This is a genomic window from Burkholderia sp. JKS000303 (assembly GCF_002563755.1).
In the GTDB taxonomy this organism is placed as follows: domain Bacteria; phylum Pseudomonadota; class Gammaproteobacteria; order Burkholderiales; family Burkholderiaceae; genus Burkholderia; species Burkholderia anthina_B.
Map to the genome: position 1 here is coordinate 3,154,834 of NZ_PDBZ01000001.1, position 14,874 is coordinate 3,169,707.

Below are 14,874 nucleotides of genomic sequence, written 5' to 3' on the forward strand. Positions count from 1 at the left end.
ATGCTGCCGCTTGCGGGATCTATCGTCCGCGCGCCGGCTCCATCGGCAGGTGCGCGCCCCACGCGCTCGTCAGCGCTTCGAGTTCTGCGATCGGGTCGACCTGCCTGGCGCCTTCATGCGGATCGTCGCCGAATAGCTGGTGAGCGAAATCGCGGGCGCGCCGGGTGATTGCCGCGGTTTTCCCGCTGCGTCGTAGCGTGAACGACGTCAGCGCTGCGTCGAGGTCGCGGCCATTGCCTGCACTGTGCTCGTCGAGGCAACGCGCGAGATGCCATGCGTCCTCGAGCGCCTGGCATGCGCCTTGTCCGGAGGTGGGGAGCGGTGCATGCGCGGCATCGCCTGTCAGCAGCACATTGCCGCGGTGCCAGACGTCGACCGGATCGAGATCGTGCACGTGAATTTTGGCGAGCGTGTCCGTCGGCGTTGCGCGGATCACGTTCGCGATCGGTGCAGGCCACGCAGCGAAGCGCTGTTCCAGCATCACGCCCGGATCGCTGTCCACGGCGTCGTCCGGGGCGACTTCGGGCCATGCTGCCGCCCAGTACATGCGATGCCGGTCCAGCGCGACGATGCCAAATCGCTCGCGCTTCCCCCAGTAGTCGAAGATCGACACTTCATCCACCAGCGGCACGTCGCTTTGCGCGATGCCGATCCAGTTGACGAACCCCTGATAGACGGGGGTGGCGTCGCCCACGACGTAGCGTCGCGCGACGGAGTTCATGCGGCCGTCCGCGCCGATCACGAGATCGGGGGCGATCGTGCTGCCGTTGTCGAAGTGAACGACGGCGCGGCCGTCCGCACCGCCATCGATGGCAGTTGCGCGGTGGCCGAAGCGGACTTCGATGCCGCGCGCGGCGACGTGCCGTGCCAGCACGGCTTGCAGATCGCGTCGCAGTATCGAACACGTCGGAAAACCCATGCGGCGGTCGAGCTCGCCGATATCGGCCACCTTGAACGGGTTGCCGTGCCGGTCGATGCGCCGCATCGCGTGCAGACGGCCACCGACCTCGACGATGTCCGGCAGGATGCCGAGCTGCGCGAGCACGAACCCCGCGTTCGGCCATAGCACCACGCCCGCGCCCATCGTCGACTCGGACGGCCTGCGTTCGTAGACCTGAATTCGATGCCCGCGCCCGGCGAGCGCGAGTGCGGTGCTCATGCCGGCGACGCCGGCGCCCAGAATGGCAATGTTCATGACGCTCCTTCCTGATGTCGTGCGCTCGCTCGCGTAGCCGATGTGGCGCGCTGCGGTTTCGCATTGACGGGACGAGCATCGTAAATTACGGTCTCGAACGGGATAAGCCGTGAAAAGCGGCAAGCTTTGATACCTGAAACGGGATAATGATGCGCAGCAAGCTGGATCTGAACGCAGTACGCGTGTTCGTGTCGGTCGTCGACGAAGGCAGCTTTGCCGGCGCCGCACGGGTGCTTGCCTTGCCGGGTTCCAACGTGAGCCGCCACGTGGCGCAACTCGAATCGAAGCTCGGCGTGCGCTTGCTGGAGCGCAGCACGCGGCACCTGCGCATGACCGAGGCCGGGCGGTTGCTGCATGCGCGCGCGAAGCCGATGCTCGATGCGGTGACGCAGGCCGAATCCGAACTGACCTCGCAACAGACGGAGTTGCGCGGCGTGTTGAAGCTGTGCGTGCCGGGCGAAATCGGGCCGCGCATGCTCGGGCCGATCGTCGCGGAATTCGCACGTCGTCATCCGCACGTCGAAATCGATTGCGATACCAGCCTTGCGGGCGTGTCGACGTTGCGCGACGACATCGACCTGTCGATCATCGTCAATCGCGGAAAGCTCGACGACAGCGCGTTCGTCGTCAGGCCGCTGGTAAGTTTGCCGAGCGTCGTCGTGGCCGCGCCGTCGCTGATCGAGCGGACCGGATGGCCGACCCGGACGGCGCAGCTCACGCAATTGCCGTGCATCACGACATTGAGCACGCTGAAAGGGCTGCCGTGGCAGTTCGCCGATCGCGACGGACGGATCCACAAGATTCCGGTCGCAAGCCGGTATCGCGTCAATAGCGGCGAGATGGCGGGCCTGGCGGCATTGAACGGGATCGGCTTCGCGATTCTCGTCGAGCGCGCTTGCGCGGCGGAGCTTGCCAGCGGGCGGCTGGTGCGCGTGCCGCTGGAAATGGTGCCGGCGCCGCTGGAGTTGCTGGCTGCCTATGCGAGCCGGAATTCGGTCAACGCGAAGATACGCGAGTTGCTGCAGATGATGCAGGCGCGCTTTGCGGAAGCCGTGGAGATGCCGTCATGACGACCGTCTCGACAACGCGCGCCAGTAGCGTATTTCGTTGATCGTCTTACCGGGGCGTTCGCCCGGCTTGCGGATTCATTCCGCCCGATCCGAGCTGGCGTCGATCGCGAAACGGTAGCCGGTATCCACTCGCGCTGCATCGCCTGGTTCATCGGTCTTTTTCAGCACGAATTCGAACGCGGGTTCGAACCAGCCGTTGCGCGGCACTTCGCCGCCAAGGACTTCGACGTCGTACCAGCCGTTGTCGATTTCGATCGCGGGCCGCCCCGGTTCGCGGTAGCGCACGAGCAGTGCGTTCACCGAATCGTCGGGGAAGCGTTCGAGGATGCGCCACGTGTAGAGCATGATCGAACGATGCGCGACGCGCAGCACGTACCCGCCACGTCGATGCTGAAGCCGGCTTTCCGCCTTCAGCAATTCGGGCGTGTCGCCGTCCAGCGTGAAGATGATCGTGTACGGATGATTCTCGATGCCGGCCAGCGGGATGACAACGCCTTCCAGCACGACGTGGTCGCCGCTGTCGTTCGTCGTGAACGCCGACGCGAGATTGTCCGGCAGTCCGTGCGTTTCCTGGTAGCGCTTCAGCAGCAGCACGTCGCCGACCAGGAAATAGTCGACGAGGTCGTTCAGGACTTCGGAGAATTCATGTCGCATCACCGTTCCTTCCACTGCGCCGAAGCGGGCAATTGAAAAACGAACCGGGCGCCGCGCCGCGAAACGCTTCGCGACACGGCACTCGCTGGAACCGTTACTCGCCGAGCTTCGACGCCACGCATCCCGTGCTCGAGCACTCGCGCTCGCGTTCGCGCAGGAACGACAGCCGCGATTGCGTCATGTCGGTCGCGCACTGCAGATCGACGAGGTAGCCGTTGTTGCGCGTCTCGCTGCATTGCGCGTCGCGCTGCTTCAGCCATGCGAGCTGGCCGGCCTTCAGCGTGGCCTGCTGGTCGCCGCTCAGTTGCTTGCGCAGGCGGCCGTATTCGTCGTTGAGGTCGCGATCGGTCTGGGAAAACTGCGTGCTGCTGCAATACACCTGATCGAACGCGCTATGCGGCTTCGCACAGCCGGCTGCATGCGCGGCGAACGGAACGGCGAGCGCGAGCAGCGCGCAGGATGCGAGCAGATTCTTCTTTTTCATGGTGATGCTCCTCGGTGGGTGAAAACCGTTGAAACCGGTCGACGTCGTCCGTTACCGGAGCGCCGTGCACGCGTCGATTCCGCCCGCGATCGCGGTGGCCAGGCGCTGGATCGTCTCGCGTTGCGCGAGCCGTTTTTCCTCGTCGGGATTGACGATCACGCCTGCCTCGACCAGCACGGCCGGAATCGGTGCGGTACGCAGTACGACCAGATCGTCGAAGCGGTGGATGCCGAGTTGCGGATCGACGAGCGGGCGGTTCTCGCCCTTGATCGGCTGCGCGTGGTACAGCGAAGGCCGCTCGCCGGCCGCGACCAGCCGTTCGGCGATCGCTTTCGCGCAACGCAGGCTTTCCGCGTAATGGGGATTGCGCTCGGACACGAACACCGCGAACCCGCGGAATTCGCGTTGCCGGCCCGCGTCGATGAACTGCTGCTGCATCGAATCGTGATGGATCGAGACGAACAGGTTCGCGTCGGGCGCCTGCGTCGAACGCTGGTCGAGTGCGATCTCGCGGCCGTCGGCGGACGTGCGCAGCACGCGGTCGCCGTGCGCGACGAGCTTTTCTGCGACGGCGGCGGACAGGTCGAGGTTGTACCGGTATTCGACGCGGCCGCTCGCGCCGGTGGCGCCCGGATGGGCCGGCGTATGGCCGGTATCGACGACGATGTAGCGGCCCGAAGCGGACTGAGTGTCGGCGCTTGTGTCGTCGGCCGCGTGCAGCGCCAGCGGCGCGCCGAGCAACGGCGCGCAGGCGAGCAGGCGCGCGGCGGCTCGCACGAGCGGGCGAAGGCGTCGGAGGGTTCGATTTGTCATTGTTGTCGTCGAGGAGGGCTGCGGTGTGTCGCCGTCGGCCTGCTCAATGCAGTCGGAATGTCGCGCGATTATAGCGGGTGGCAGCGGCGGTGCAATGCAGCTGCGCGTCGATCGGCGGCAGCGGGTGAGGCAGTTCGTCCACGCGCGGCGGCTACTTGCCGCACGGGTCGCACAAATGACGGCGCGCGACAGTATTGTTCCACCGCGCGCCGCGCTCGGCACGCACGTGCAGGTCCGCTAAAGGAGGGCCGCGGCGTCGCATCCGCGTGAGCGGACGTCGTTACCGCGGCCGTTCGCGACGCGCGATACGCCGCAATCAGCGATTGATTTCGTCGGCCGAGATCAGTTCGGCCACCAGCACCTGCGCGGGCCCTTGCAGGTAATACTCGTGTTCGAGCGGTTCGCGCAGCTTCATGAACGTATCCGCGCCGACCTGCATCGTTTCGCCTGCATGCATCCGCGCGCCGCTTTGCAGCAGGTAATGCATCACGTTGTTGAAGATGCCCGAATAACGTTCGCCTTCGTGATGGCCTGCCGCCAGCGCGCCGAAATCGGGCAGGCCGAACACGTCGGCGCCATACGTGCGCATCCATACGCCTTCGGTGCCGTCGACCTCGTACTTCACGAAGCCGCAGAAAAACAGGTTCAGCGGGATCTCGCGCAGGACTTCGAGGCTCTCTTCACCGAGTTCCTTCGCGTCGAAGACGCCGGCCGGCAACGACGTATGCGCGCGCTCGTTCAGCACCGCGAGGCCGTTCTGCGCGGCCAGCGCGCCGGCGACGGCCGCCAGTGCGACATACTGGTCGAGCGGATTCGCTTCGTGGCCGGCGTAGTAGAGGATCACGTGGCTGCGGCTCGCGCGTACCTGCTGCTTCAGGTCTTGCCCGTAGTGGGCAGGCGCGACGCACGCTTCCAGCGCGTCGGACGGATAGGGCGCATCGAAGCCGACCAGCCGGACGACGTGATTGCCCCAGCCGGCGAGCCCGAACACCTGCTCCAGCGTCGGTTCGGTTTCGACGCGAGCCTGCTGCATGCTCGGGTGGTATGCGCGCAGCGCGGCCGTCAGCGCGTCGATATCGACCTGCAGCGGGCCGTCGAACACCACCGCCACGCTCAGCGGATTGTCGATGTCGGGGGCCGCGACCAGTTCGGCAGCGTTGTCGGGCGCGTCCTTGCGGCCAAAGAATCGGGATATCAGGCTCATGGGATTCTGTTTGTGTCGATGCCGTGTCAGGCGGGAAAACCCTGTTCTCTCGGTCAGGGCGCGCCGTCGGGGTGACGGCCGGCCGTAGTTTCCCCGGGTTCGACGAATCTGGCAAATCCGCGTTCTGGCGGAAGGGGTGCGGCCATGCCGGGCCGCACGGGTGTGCGGCGTCGCGCGAGCGTCGCTCAGTGTGGCAACGCTTCGGCTTCGGCCCAGCGCTTGAACGAGTCGAGGCGTCGACGCGTCTGCATGAGATAGAACGCGCCGATCATCGGTTCGAGCAGCCAGCGCAGCCACGCCGGTTGCACGCGGAAGTGATACGTGAACTTCACCTCCGTCGAGCCGGCCGAGCGTTCGGTGAAATTCCAGCTGCCGCTGAAGCGTTCGAGCACCTTCGGCCCGTCGACCATTTCGATGGCCGCGACCTGCGGCGGACGGTACGAGATGTAGCGCGACACCATCGTCGCGCCGGACTGGCTGCGGCAGAACGCGTCGACGCCGACGTCGGCCGTCATCCCGTCGAGCAGATAGGCATCGGAGAGGAAGCTGTCCCAGACGAGCCGCCGCGCGTAGTCCTGCGACCACGTGAAGAGGCGTCTGCGATCGACGCCGATGATCCGGCTGACTGAGATCCTCATGATGGCGGGCGAAACGGTGTGAATTGGGATGAAATCGAGTGTAACCCGCCTGCGCCACGTACTTGTTTAGACTTTGTCAAGTCGAGCGGCGATTCGATTGACGTTCTCCGGGAATTCCCCTAGCATCGAATCCATGCCTTCGGGAAAGACCCGAAGCGTTTCAATCTCTTGAGGGAGCCTCATGAGTACGCAACAGAACCGGCGCTTCGACGCGCTCGTTTTCATTGGTCGTTTCCAGCCTCCGCATCGTGGTCACCTGAATGTGCTGAAGTCCGCACTGAACCGGGCCGAGCGCGTGTGCGTGCTGATCGGGTCGACCGACAAGCCCCGCACCATCAAGGATCCGTTTTCGTTCGACGAGCGCTGCCAGATGCTGGTTTCGCTGCTCGATTCATCCGAGCGCGAGCGCGTGACGATCGTGCCCGTGCAGGATTCGACGTACAACGACGGCGACTGGGTGCGCTGGGTGCAGGATGCCGTGGCGTCCGCGCTCGGCGATGTCTCGCATCGCAAGGTCGGGTTGATCGGTCACGAGAAGGACGCCACGTCCTATTACCTGCGGATGTTCCCGCAATGGGAGCTCGTCGACGTCGATGCGACCGAAGACATTTCCGCAACCGAAATCCGCGACCAGTATTTCGCCGAACGCACCAACAGCTTCGTGCAGTGGGCCGTGCCGGAACCCGTGTTCGGCTGGCTCGAACGCTTTCGCACGCAGCCGGCCTTCGCACAACTGAAGGCCGAGGCCGAATTCATCGCTGCGTATCGCAAGGCGTGGTCGGCCGCGCCGTATCCGGTCACGTTCGTGACGGTCGACGCGGTGGTCGTGCACTCGGGCCATATCCTGCTCGTGCGTCGGCGCAGCGAGCCGGGCCGCGGCCTGTGGGCGCTGCCGGGCGGATTCGTGAACCAGGACGAGCGGCTCGATGCGGCCTGCATTCGCGAACTGCGCGAGGAGACGGGCGTGAAGCTGCCGGAGCCCGTGCTGCGCGGCTCGATCAAGGATCGCCAGGTGTTCGATCATCCGGCCCGCTCGCTGCGCGGCCGCACGATCACGCACGCGTGCCTGTTCAATTTCCCGACCGGCGAGTTGCCGCGCGTGAAGGGCAGCGACGACGCCGACAAGGCACGCTGGGTGCCGCTCAACGAATTCGCGCAGATGCGTAACGTGATGTTCGAGGATCACTTCGAGATCGCGTATCACTTCCTGGGGAAGCTGTGATCCGCTGATTCCCCGGATACCGGTCCGCTGCGACAGACGCGGCGGCACTTCAACGGCCTAGAGGAGCTCTAGCCATGCAAAACGTTCCCGGCGGCTTTGCCGCGGTTCTCGCCAATCCGATTCTCAACACGGATTCGTACAAGGCTTCCCACTTCCTGCAATACCCGCCCGACGCGCAGGCGATGTTCTCGTACGTCGAATCGCGCGGCGGCCGCTACGATCGCACGCTGTTCTTCGGCCTGCAGATGCTGCTGAAGGAATATCTGTGCCGGCCCGTCACGCACGCGATGATCGACGAGGCACGCGATTTCTTCGCGGTGCACGGCGAGCCGTTCAACGAGGACGGCTGGCGCCATGTCGTCGAGCGCTACGACGGCTACCTGCCAGTCAAGATCCGCGCGGTGCCCGAAGGTTCGATCGTTCCGGTGCACAACGTGCTGATGACCGTCGAATGCGACGATCCGGAGGTGTTCTGGCTCGCGTCGTATCTCGAGACGATGCTGTTGCGCGTGTGGTATCCGGTGACGGTCGCCACGCGCAGCTGGCACCTGCGTCAGACGATCCGCCGCTTTCTCGAGAAGACCGACGACGATCTCGCGCAATTGCCGTTCAAGCTGCACGACTTCGGCGCGCGTGGCGTGTCGAGCGCGGAATCGGCCGCGATCGGCGGCGCGGCGCACCTAGTGAGCTTCATGGGTTCGGACACGGTGCTCGGCGTGCTGGCCGCGAACCGCTTCTATCGCGAGCCGATGGCCGCGTATTCGGTGCCGGCAGCCGAGCACAGCACGATCACGTCGTGGGGGCGCGACGGCGAGGTCGATGCGTATCGCAACATGATCAACCGCTTTGGATTGCCCGGCGCGATCGTGTCGGTCGTATCGGACTCCTACGATCTGTTCGCCGCGCTTGACATGTGGGGCGGCCCGCTGCGTCAGGCGGTGATCGACTCGGGTGCGACGCTGGTCGTGCGTCCCGATTCGGGCGACCCGGTGACGATCGTGCTGCAGACCCTGCGCGCGCTCGACGCATCGTTCGGTTCGACCGTGAACGGCAAGGGGCGGCGCGTGCTCAATCGCGTGCGCGTGATTCAGGGTGACGGTGTCGACGAGCAGTCGATCGAGGCGATCCTCGCCGCGCTCGACGATGCGGGCTATGCGGCCGGCAACGTCGTGTTCGGGATGGGCGGCGCGCTGCTGCAACAGGTGAATCGCGATACGCAGCGCTTCGCGATGAAGTGCTCGGCGATCCGGCGCGACGGCGTGTGGCACGACGTGCGCAAGGATCCGGTCACCGACCAGGGCAAACGCTCGAAGAAGGGGCGGCTCACGTTGTTGCGCAATCGCCGTACGGGCGAGTACCGGACCGTGGCGCTGCCGGTCGCGTGGGACGATCGCGCGCTGGAAGGCGAATGGGACGATGCGCTCGAAACGGTGTTCGACACGGGGCGGATGATGGTCGATGCGACGTTCGCCGAGGTGCGGGCGAGGGCGCACGCGGCGGAGGTTTGAGCCGGCGTCAGGGGCGACGCGATAGCGGTTCGCGTCACCCCTGCGACAGGGGGGAGCGGTTGCGATGCAGTTGCGTCGTTCAACCGCCCGGCAGGCCGCAACTTCCCTTACAGAACATCAGCCCGAACGGCGAAATCGCATGCCGGACGTATTCGCCCGCCTTCGTGAACGGCGCTTTCAACGACTTGATCGCCTTGCCGGTCGTGGTATCCGGCACATGAACGATCACGCTGCCGGTGGTCGTCTGGCCGATCCAGAAGGATTCCATGCCCTCCTGCTTCGCGCGTGCCGCGAGTGCCGCATCGTCCAGCGCCGCCTCTCTCGTCCCGATCATCGGCACGTTCTTGCACAGGATGTCCTCGTCGGGCGCGGCGGAAAATCCCGCGCCGTGCAATGCATGCCGTTCGTCGGATGAGAGCTTGGGGTCGACGTGTCCGAAGCAGATCACGAGGTTGGTCGTGAACGATGATTCCTTTTCGTCGGAATGGATGTCGGACAAATAGGGCCGCCAGATCATGTCCGGGTTGTCGATTGCCTGAAGATCGGGCGCGATGCTGTCCTTGCTCCGGAATGTGTAGGTATGCGAATAAGTGCTCGTCAGCAATACCTTGCTGTCGCGGCTGAGGAAGGTTGGGCCCCTGGCCACTTCGACATACTCGTTGTGATCCGCGTATTCGATGACGTTTTCGGCCCAGGCGCTGGCGATCGGCAACAGGGCCGCGAGCAGCAGAAGCGTTTTCCAGGAGTTCAGTTTCATTGTTTTATGCCTGTCTGATGGGCGCGCGGCGCGCGTGCTGCGTCATTCATCGCACCGGCCCGCAGTGTCGCGTCGGCGCCCGACATTATAAGCAGGTCGACCTGTTTCAAGGCCCGGTTCGTGTGCGCATCGCATCGGCGACTGCGTCGCGCACACAACTTGCGGCGATTTCCGACGCACGCGTGCGTGCCGCCCGCGCCAGACGCGCGATCACCAGCGGCTGGATCACGGTCGATTCCCGAATCGCACATTCGACGACGAGCGGCGAGCGCGTGACCGCCGGGCTTTGCGTGATCAGCAGCGACACGCCGAGCCCGCTCGCGACCATTGCCCGAACCAGTTCGATCGAGACCGCGCGATAGCGGACATTCGGCGACAAGCCGCATTGCCAGAACGGCGCCATCAGGAAGTCACGGCTGTGCGGCAGGTCGATCAGGATGACCGGATACGCGGCCAGGTCGCGCAGCGAAATCGCGCGCTTGCGTTTCGCGAGCGCGGACCCGGCCGGTACGAGCGCATAGGGCCGCAATTCGGCGAGGCAGTCGCGCTCGATGTCTTCGGGCAGGCCGACGTCGTACATCAACGCGAAATCGATCTGCTGCTTGTGCAGGGCCATGTCGAGCTGCGCCAGATCGCCTTCCACGAAACGGATGTCGAGGCGCGGATGGCGCTGCTGCGCGAGTTCCAGCACGCGCGGCAAATAGACCGGCGCGATCGTGCTGAATACGCCGATATGGACGATGCCACCCGGCTCGCCGCCGACGTCGTCGGTCGCGAATGCGGACGCCGACGCCAGCAACTGGCGCGCCTCGGCGAGCTTGCGTTCGCCGAAATGCGTGAGCGTCATCCGCGTGCCCGCGCCGCGCGTGAACAGCTGATCGTCGAACAGCGCTTCGAGCTCGCGGATCGCCACCGAGATCGACGGTTGCGACACGTTGAGCTGGACCGCAGCGGCGGTCGTGCTGCCCGATTCGGCGGCGGCGACGAAATAGCGAAGCAGTCTCAGCGACAGAGCCATGGAGAACCCATATGAAAATCTTATAGGCGTTAATTTATTCCGATATTTTATCTGATTGCCCCGCTCGAACAGAATCGCTGCATCGGCCGACTCGGCCCGACCTTCAGGAGAAAGATGCCGTGACTGTGTCCAGGCTGCCGCTCGACGGCATACGCGTGATCGATTTTTCCCGGGTGCTGGCGGGGCCGCTGTGTTCGGCGCTGCTCGGCGACCTCGGTGCCGACGTGATCAAGATCGAGCCGCCCGCGGGCGACGACTACCGGGCCATCGGCCCGTTCGCGAACGGCGAGAGCGGGCTGTTCGGCGCGATGAACCGCAACAAGCGCAGTATCGTGATCGACATGAAGACGTCCGAGGGCCAGGCGCTTGCGCAGTCGCTGTGCACCGGTGCGGATGTCGTCGTCGAGAACTTTCGCCCCGGCGTGGCCGACCGGCTCGGGATCGGTTATGCGACGCTGTCGGCCCTCAACCCGGCGCTGGTGTACGCGAGCGTGTCCGGATTCGGGCAGACCGGCCCGGAATCGCGCCGGCCGGCGTACGACATCATCCTGCAGGCGATGTGCGGGCTGATGGATGCGACCGGCGCACCCGACGGCGAGCCGACACTCGTCGGCGATTCGGTATCCGATGTGGTCAGCGGGATTTTTGCGTCATGGGGCGTGCTCGCGGCGCTGGTCGCGCGCGATCGCACCGGACAGGGCACGCACGTCGACGTGTCGATGTTCGATGCGACGATGAGCCTGACCGCAGCACTCGTCGCGCGTTACGCGACCACCGGTATCGCGCCGCGGCGCGTCGGCAACCGCCATCCGACGTCCGCGCCGTTCGGCGCATACCGTGCCGCGGACGGCCATTTCGTCGTCGCGGTACTCAACAACAAGCTGTTCGGTTTGCTTGCCGACACGATCGGCCAGCCGGCACTGGTCGACGATGCACGTTTCGTGTCCGACACGTCGCGCTGTGAACACGAAGCGGCGTTGCGCGCGTACATCGAGCAGTGGGCCGCGACGCGCTCGGTCGACGAGGTCAACGTGACGCTTGCCGCGGCGGGCATTCCGGTCGCACCGATCAGGAACATACGGCAAGCGCTCGAAAGCGAGCAGGCGCGTACACGGCGCCTGCTCGTCGATACCACCGCGGCCGACGGTGCGGCGATCCGGTTGCCTGCACAACCGTTGAAGTTTTCCGCGTATCCGGACACACGCACGACCCGCGCACCGCAGCTCGGCGAACACACGCACGCCGTGCTTGCGAGCGTGCTCGGCCTCGACGGCGCAGCGATCGCCGCACTGGCGAAGGCCGGCGTGATTCACGCAGCGCCCGACCTGACCGACGGCGACGCTGCCGAACCGTCGCGACAGACCGAAACCCATCAGGAGATGAACGATGCTTAAACGACTGGGCGTCGGTGACGCCGACCTCGAAATTGCCGATGCGATCCGCCGCTTCGCACAAGCCGAACTCGCACCGCACGCGGCGCAGGTCGATCGTGACGAGACGTCGACCACGCGTTACGTGCCCGCGCTGGCCGAACTCGGCGTGATGGGGCTGAACCTGCCGGAGCGCTGGGGCGGAATCGGTGCGTCGCCGGCCGCGATCATCCTGTCGCTGGCCGAGATCGCGAACGCGTGCGCGGCGACGTCGTCGATGATCGGCGCGCACTATCTGGCGACTGATTCGGTGCTGATCGGCGGCGACGATGCGTTGCGCGCACGCTACCTGCCGGACGCCGCAAGCGGCGCGAAGCTGGGCGCATTTGCGCTGACCGAGCCGCAGGCCGGCTCCAATCCGGCCGGCATGACGACGCAGGCCGTGCGAGATGGCGACAACTACCGGATTCGAGGCGTCAAGCACTTCATCTCGAACGCCGATGCCGCGCAGTTCATCGTCGTCTATGCGAAAACCTCGGCTGAACTCGGGACACGCGGCATCAGTGCGTTCGTCGTCGATCGCGATACGCCCGGCGTGTCGGTGTCTTCGCCGGAGAAGCTGATGGGCATTCACGGCGCGCCCGCGCACGAAGTCGCATTCGATTGCGTGGTGCCGGCTTCGAACCGGCTCGGCGATGAAGGGAGCGGCTTTCGCACCGCGATGAAGGTGCTCGACAACAGCCGGCTCGACGTCGCGGCGACGAGCCTCGGGATCGCGGAAGCCGCGCTGGGCGACGCGATCGACTGGGCAAAGCAGCGTCACGTCGGCGGCGACGCGCTCGCGAACAAGCAGGGGCTGCAATGGCGATTCGCCGACATGAAGACGCAGCTCGAGGCCGCGTGGCTGCTGACGCTGCAGGCCGCGGCGCGGCGCGCTGCCGGCGAGCCGTTTACGGACATGGCGTCGATGGCGAAGCTGTATGCATCGGAGATGGTGGCATTCGTGACCGACGCGGCCTTGCAGATCCACGGCGGCTACGGGTTCACGCGCGAAATGCGGATCGAACGACTCGTCCGGGACGCTCGCATTCTGCGGATCTACGAAGGATCGTCGGAGATCCAGCGCACGGTGATTGCACGCACGATGCTGGCATGACGGCTCGTGAAATCGAACAAGGAGACGCGTGGTGAAAGTACTGGTGGCTGTGAAGCGGGTCGTCGATGCGAATGTGAAGGTCGGCGTGAAATCCGATCAATCCGGCGTCGACATCGCGAACGTGAAGATGTCGATGAATCCGTTCGATGAAATCGCGGTGGAAGAAGCCGTGCGCCTGAAGGAAGCGGGCGTGGCGACTGAAGTGATCGCCGTGTCGGTGGGCGTTGCGCAAGCGCAGGAAACGCTGCGTACGGCGCTCGCGATCGGTGCGGATCGCGCGATCCTCGTCGAGTCGAACGACAGCGTCGAGCCGCTGGCCGTCGCGAAGATCCTGAAGGCGCTGGTCGACAAGGAACAGCCGCAACTGGTGATCCTCGGCAAGCAGGCGATCGACGACGATTCGAACCAGACGGGGCAGATGCTGGCCGCGCTGGCAGGGTTGCCGCAAGCGACGTTCGCGTCGAAGGTGACGATCGCAGATGGTAAGGCAACCGTTGCACGGGAAGTCGACGGTGGTGCGGAAACGCTGTCGCTGACGCTGCCGGCCGTGGTCACGACTGACCTGCGCCTGAACGAGCCGCGGTACGTGACGTTGCCGAACATCATGAAGGCGAAGAAGAAGCCGCTGGAAAACGTGAAGCCGGAAGACCTCGGTGTGGATGTGACGCCGCGTCTGAAGATGCTGAAGGTGGTCGAGCCGCCGAAGCGTGCGGCCGGCGTGAAGGTGCCGGACGTGAAGACGCTGGTCGAGAAGCTGAAGACCGAAGCCAAGGTGTTGTAAGAGGGAGCCCAAGGAAATGACGATTCTGGTGATTGCAGAGTGCGACGCCCCGAAGGAAGCCCCCTTGGGGGGCAACGCGTCGATCAAGGCCGCGACGCTGAACACGGTGGCAGCGGCGGCGAAGATTGGCGGTGACATTCACGTGCTAGTGGCGGGCCACAACGCGCAGGACGCGGCTGACACGGCAGCGAAGATCGCAGGTGTCGGCAAGGTGCTGCTGGCCGATGCGCCGCAGCTCGCGAGCGGTCTTGCAGAGAACGTGGAAGCGACGGTGCTGACCATCGCGGCAAATTACTCGCACATCTTTGTGCCGGCGACGGCCTACGGCAAGAACATCGCGCCGCGTATCGCCGCGAAGCTGGACGTCGCGCAGATCTCGGACATCACGGCAGTGGATTCGGCCGACACGTTCGAGCGTCCGATCTACGCGGGCAACGCGATCGCGACGGTGCAGTCGAGCGACCCGATCAAGGTCATCACGGTGCGTGCGACGGGTTTCGATCCGGTTGCTGCGGAAGGCGGCAGCGCGTCGGTCGAGAAGATCGAAGCGGCAGCAGACGCAGGCAAGTCGCAATTCGTGAGCCGTGAAGTGACGAAGCTGGACCGTCCGGAACTCACCAGCGCGAAGATCATCGTGTCGGGCGGCCGTGGTCTGGGCAGCGGCGAGAACTACACGAAGGTGCTGGAGCCGCTGGCGGACAAGCTGTCGGCGGCACTGGGTGCATCGCGTGCGGCAGTCGACGCCGGCTACGTGCCGAACGACTACCAGGTTGGCCAGACCGGCAAGATCGTTGCACCGCAGCTGTACATCGCGGTGGGCATTTCGGGTGCGATCCAGCACCTGGCCGGCATGAAGGATTCGAAAGTGATCGTCGCGATCAACAAGGATCCGGAAGCACCGATCTTCAGCGTCGCCGACTACGGCCTCGTCGGCGATCTGCACGAACTCGTCCCGGAGCTGAGCGCGTCGCTCTGATCCTTGTACCCCGTCAGGATCCACCGAT

General features: G+C 65.2%; 15 protein-coding genes. 7 read left to right on the top strand and 8 right to left on the bottom strand.

What is annotated here, in order from left to right:
• Positions 1-19: 19 nt before the first annotated feature.
• Positions 20-1,195: an FAD-dependent oxidoreductase gene (locus tag BX604_RS15165; protein WP_098551510.1), complete on the bottom strand. Its 1,176-nt coding sequence runs from the start codon at positions 1,193-1,195 to the stop codon at positions 20-22.
• Between the two features lie 149 nt (positions 1,196-1,344).
• Here BX604_RS15165 and BX604_RS15170 point away from each other — a divergent pair, with 149 nt between their 5' ends.
• The gene (locus BX604_RS15170) at positions 1,345-2,265 is read left to right on the top strand and encodes a LysR family transcriptional regulator (RefSeq protein WP_098552888.1); all 921 of its coding nucleotides are present in this window, start codon (positions 1,345-1,347) and stop codon (positions 2,263-2,265) included.
• A 75-nt stretch (positions 2,266-2,340) separates the two neighbouring features.
• On the opposite strand, the gene BX604_RS15175 is transcribed toward BX604_RS15170, so the two are convergent.
• The 5 genes from BX604_RS15175 to BX604_RS15195 form a co-directional block, all read right to left on the bottom strand.
• Complete coding sequence (locus tag BX604_RS15175) at positions 2,341-2,919, bottom strand: hypothetical protein (RefSeq protein ID WP_098551511.1); 579 nt, start codon at positions 2,917-2,919, stop codon at positions 2,341-2,343.
• 94 nt (positions 2,920-3,013) lie between these two features.
• On the bottom strand, positions 3,014-3,403 hold the full coding sequence (locus tag BX604_RS15180; RefSeq protein WP_098551512.1) for a lysozyme inhibitor LprI family protein: 390 nt from the start codon (positions 3,401-3,403) through the stop codon (positions 3,014-3,016).
• Positions 3,404-3,454: 51 nt separating this feature from the next.
• Positions 3,455-4,216: an N-acetylmuramoyl-L-alanine amidase family protein gene (locus tag BX604_RS15185; RefSeq protein ID WP_098551513.1), complete on the bottom strand. Its 762-nt coding sequence runs from the start codon at positions 4,214-4,216 to the stop codon at positions 3,455-3,457.
• A gap of 316 nt (positions 4,217-4,532) precedes the next feature.
• Entirely contained in the window at positions 4,533-5,420 is an 888-nt protein-coding gene (locus BX604_RS15190; protein WP_098551514.1) for a DUF4261 domain-containing protein, read from the bottom strand.
• A gap of 185 nt (positions 5,421-5,605) precedes the next feature.
• Entirely contained in the window at positions 5,606-6,058 is a 453-nt protein-coding gene (locus BX604_RS15195; RefSeq protein ID WP_098551515.1) for a type II toxin-antitoxin system RatA family toxin, read from the bottom strand.
• A 181-nt stretch (positions 6,059-6,239) separates the two neighbouring features.
• Between BX604_RS15195 and BX604_RS15200 the strand changes: the two genes are divergently transcribed.
• Complete coding sequence (locus tag BX604_RS15200) at positions 6,240-7,280, top strand: bifunctional nicotinamide-nucleotide adenylyltransferase/Nudix hydroxylase (protein ID WP_098551516.1); 1,041 nt, start codon at positions 6,240-6,242, stop codon at positions 7,278-7,280.
• Positions 7,281-7,354: 74 nt separating this feature from the next.
• The gene (locus tag BX604_RS15205; protein ID WP_098551517.1) at positions 7,355-8,788 is read left to right on the top strand and encodes a nicotinate phosphoribosyltransferase; all 1,434 of its coding nucleotides are present in this window, start codon (positions 7,355-7,357) and stop codon (positions 8,786-8,788) included.
• Between the two features lie 79 nt (positions 8,789-8,867).
• Here the strand turns inward: BX604_RS15205 and BX604_RS15210 are convergent, their stop codons facing one another.
• On the bottom strand, positions 8,868-9,545 hold the full coding sequence (locus tag BX604_RS15210; RefSeq protein ID WP_098551518.1) for a hypothetical protein: 678 nt from the start codon (positions 9,543-9,545) through the stop codon (positions 8,868-8,870).
• 106 nt (positions 9,546-9,651) lie between these two features.
• Positions 9,652-10,563, bottom strand: coding sequence for a LysR substrate-binding domain-containing protein (locus tag BX604_RS15215; RefSeq protein ID WP_098551519.1), 912 nt, complete (start codon positions 10,561-10,563; stop codon positions 9,652-9,654).
• 119 nt (positions 10,564-10,682) lie between these two features.
• On the opposite strand from BX604_RS15215, the gene BX604_RS15220 reads away from it, so the two are divergent.
• Genes BX604_RS15220 through BX604_RS15235 form a run of 4 tightly spaced genes read left to right on the top strand, consistent with a single transcriptional unit; the run spans position 10,683 to position 14,846 of the window.
• Positions 10,683-11,957: a CaiB/BaiF CoA transferase family protein gene (locus tag BX604_RS15220; protein ID WP_098551520.1), complete on the top strand. Its 1,275-nt coding sequence runs from the start codon at positions 10,683-10,685 to the stop codon at positions 11,955-11,957.
• Positions 11,950-13,089, top strand: coding sequence for an acyl-CoA dehydrogenase family protein (locus BX604_RS15225; RefSeq protein WP_098551521.1), 1,140 nt, complete (start codon positions 11,950-11,952; stop codon positions 13,087-13,089). The genes BX604_RS15220 and BX604_RS15225 overlap by 8 nt, the downstream gene beginning before the upstream one ends.
• A gap of 31 nt (positions 13,090-13,120) precedes the next feature.
• The gene (locus BX604_RS15230) at positions 13,121-13,870 is read left to right on the top strand and encodes an electron transfer flavoprotein subunit beta/FixA family protein (RefSeq protein WP_098552889.1); all 750 of its coding nucleotides are present in this window, start codon (positions 13,121-13,123) and stop codon (positions 13,868-13,870) included.
• A gap of 16 nt (positions 13,871-13,886) precedes the next feature.
• A complete protein-coding gene (locus tag BX604_RS15235) occupies positions 13,887-14,846 on the top strand; it encodes an electron transfer flavoprotein subunit alpha/FixB family protein (protein ID WP_098551522.1) in 960 nt (319 codons plus the stop codon).
• Positions 14,847-14,874 lie beyond the last annotated feature (28 nt).

Coding starts and splice junctions, on each gene's coding strand:
- BX604_RS15210 (WP_098551518.1), bottom strand. CDS start 9,545: ATGAAACTGAACTCCTGGAAAACGCTTCTGCTGCTCGCGGCCCTGTTG.
- BX604_RS15165 (WP_098551510.1), bottom strand. CDS start 1,195: ATGAACATTGCCATTCTGGGCGCCGGCGTCGCCGGCATGAGCACCGCA.
- BX604_RS15170 (WP_098552888.1), top strand. CDS start 1,345: ATGCGCAGCAAGCTGGATCTGAACGCAGTACGCGTGTTCGTGTCGGTC.
- BX604_RS15215 (WP_098551519.1), bottom strand. CDS start 10,563: ATGGCTCTGTCGCTGAGACTGCTTCGCTATTTCGTCGCCGCCGCCGAA.
- BX604_RS15195 (WP_098551515.1), bottom strand. CDS start 6,058: ATGAGGATCTCAGTCAGCCGGATCATCGGCGTCGATCGCAGACGCCTC.
- BX604_RS15205 (WP_098551517.1), top strand. CDS start 7,355: ATGCAAAACGTTCCCGGCGGCTTTGCCGCGGTTCTCGCCAATCCGATT.
- BX604_RS15190 (WP_098551514.1), bottom strand. CDS start 5,420: ATGAGCCTGATATCCCGATTCTTTGGCCGCAAGGACGCGCCCGACAAC.
- BX604_RS15185 (WP_098551513.1), bottom strand. CDS start 4,216: ATGACAAATCGAACCCTCCGACGCCTTCGCCCGCTCGTGCGAGCCGCC.
- BX604_RS15225 (WP_098551521.1), top strand. CDS start 11,950: ATGCTTAAACGACTGGGCGTCGGTGACGCCGACCTCGAAATTGCCGAT.
- BX604_RS15180 (WP_098551512.1), bottom strand. CDS start 3,403: ATGAAAAAGAAGAATCTGCTCGCATCCTGCGCGCTGCTCGCGCTCGCC.
- BX604_RS15235 (WP_098551522.1), top strand. CDS start 13,887: ATGACGATTCTGGTGATTGCAGAGTGCGACGCCCCGAAGGAAGCCCCC.
- BX604_RS15175 (WP_098551511.1), bottom strand. CDS start 2,919: ATGCGACATGAATTCTCCGAAGTCCTGAACGACCTCGTCGACTATTTC.
- BX604_RS15200 (WP_098551516.1), top strand. CDS start 6,240: ATGAGTACGCAACAGAACCGGCGCTTCGACGCGCTCGTTTTCATTGGT.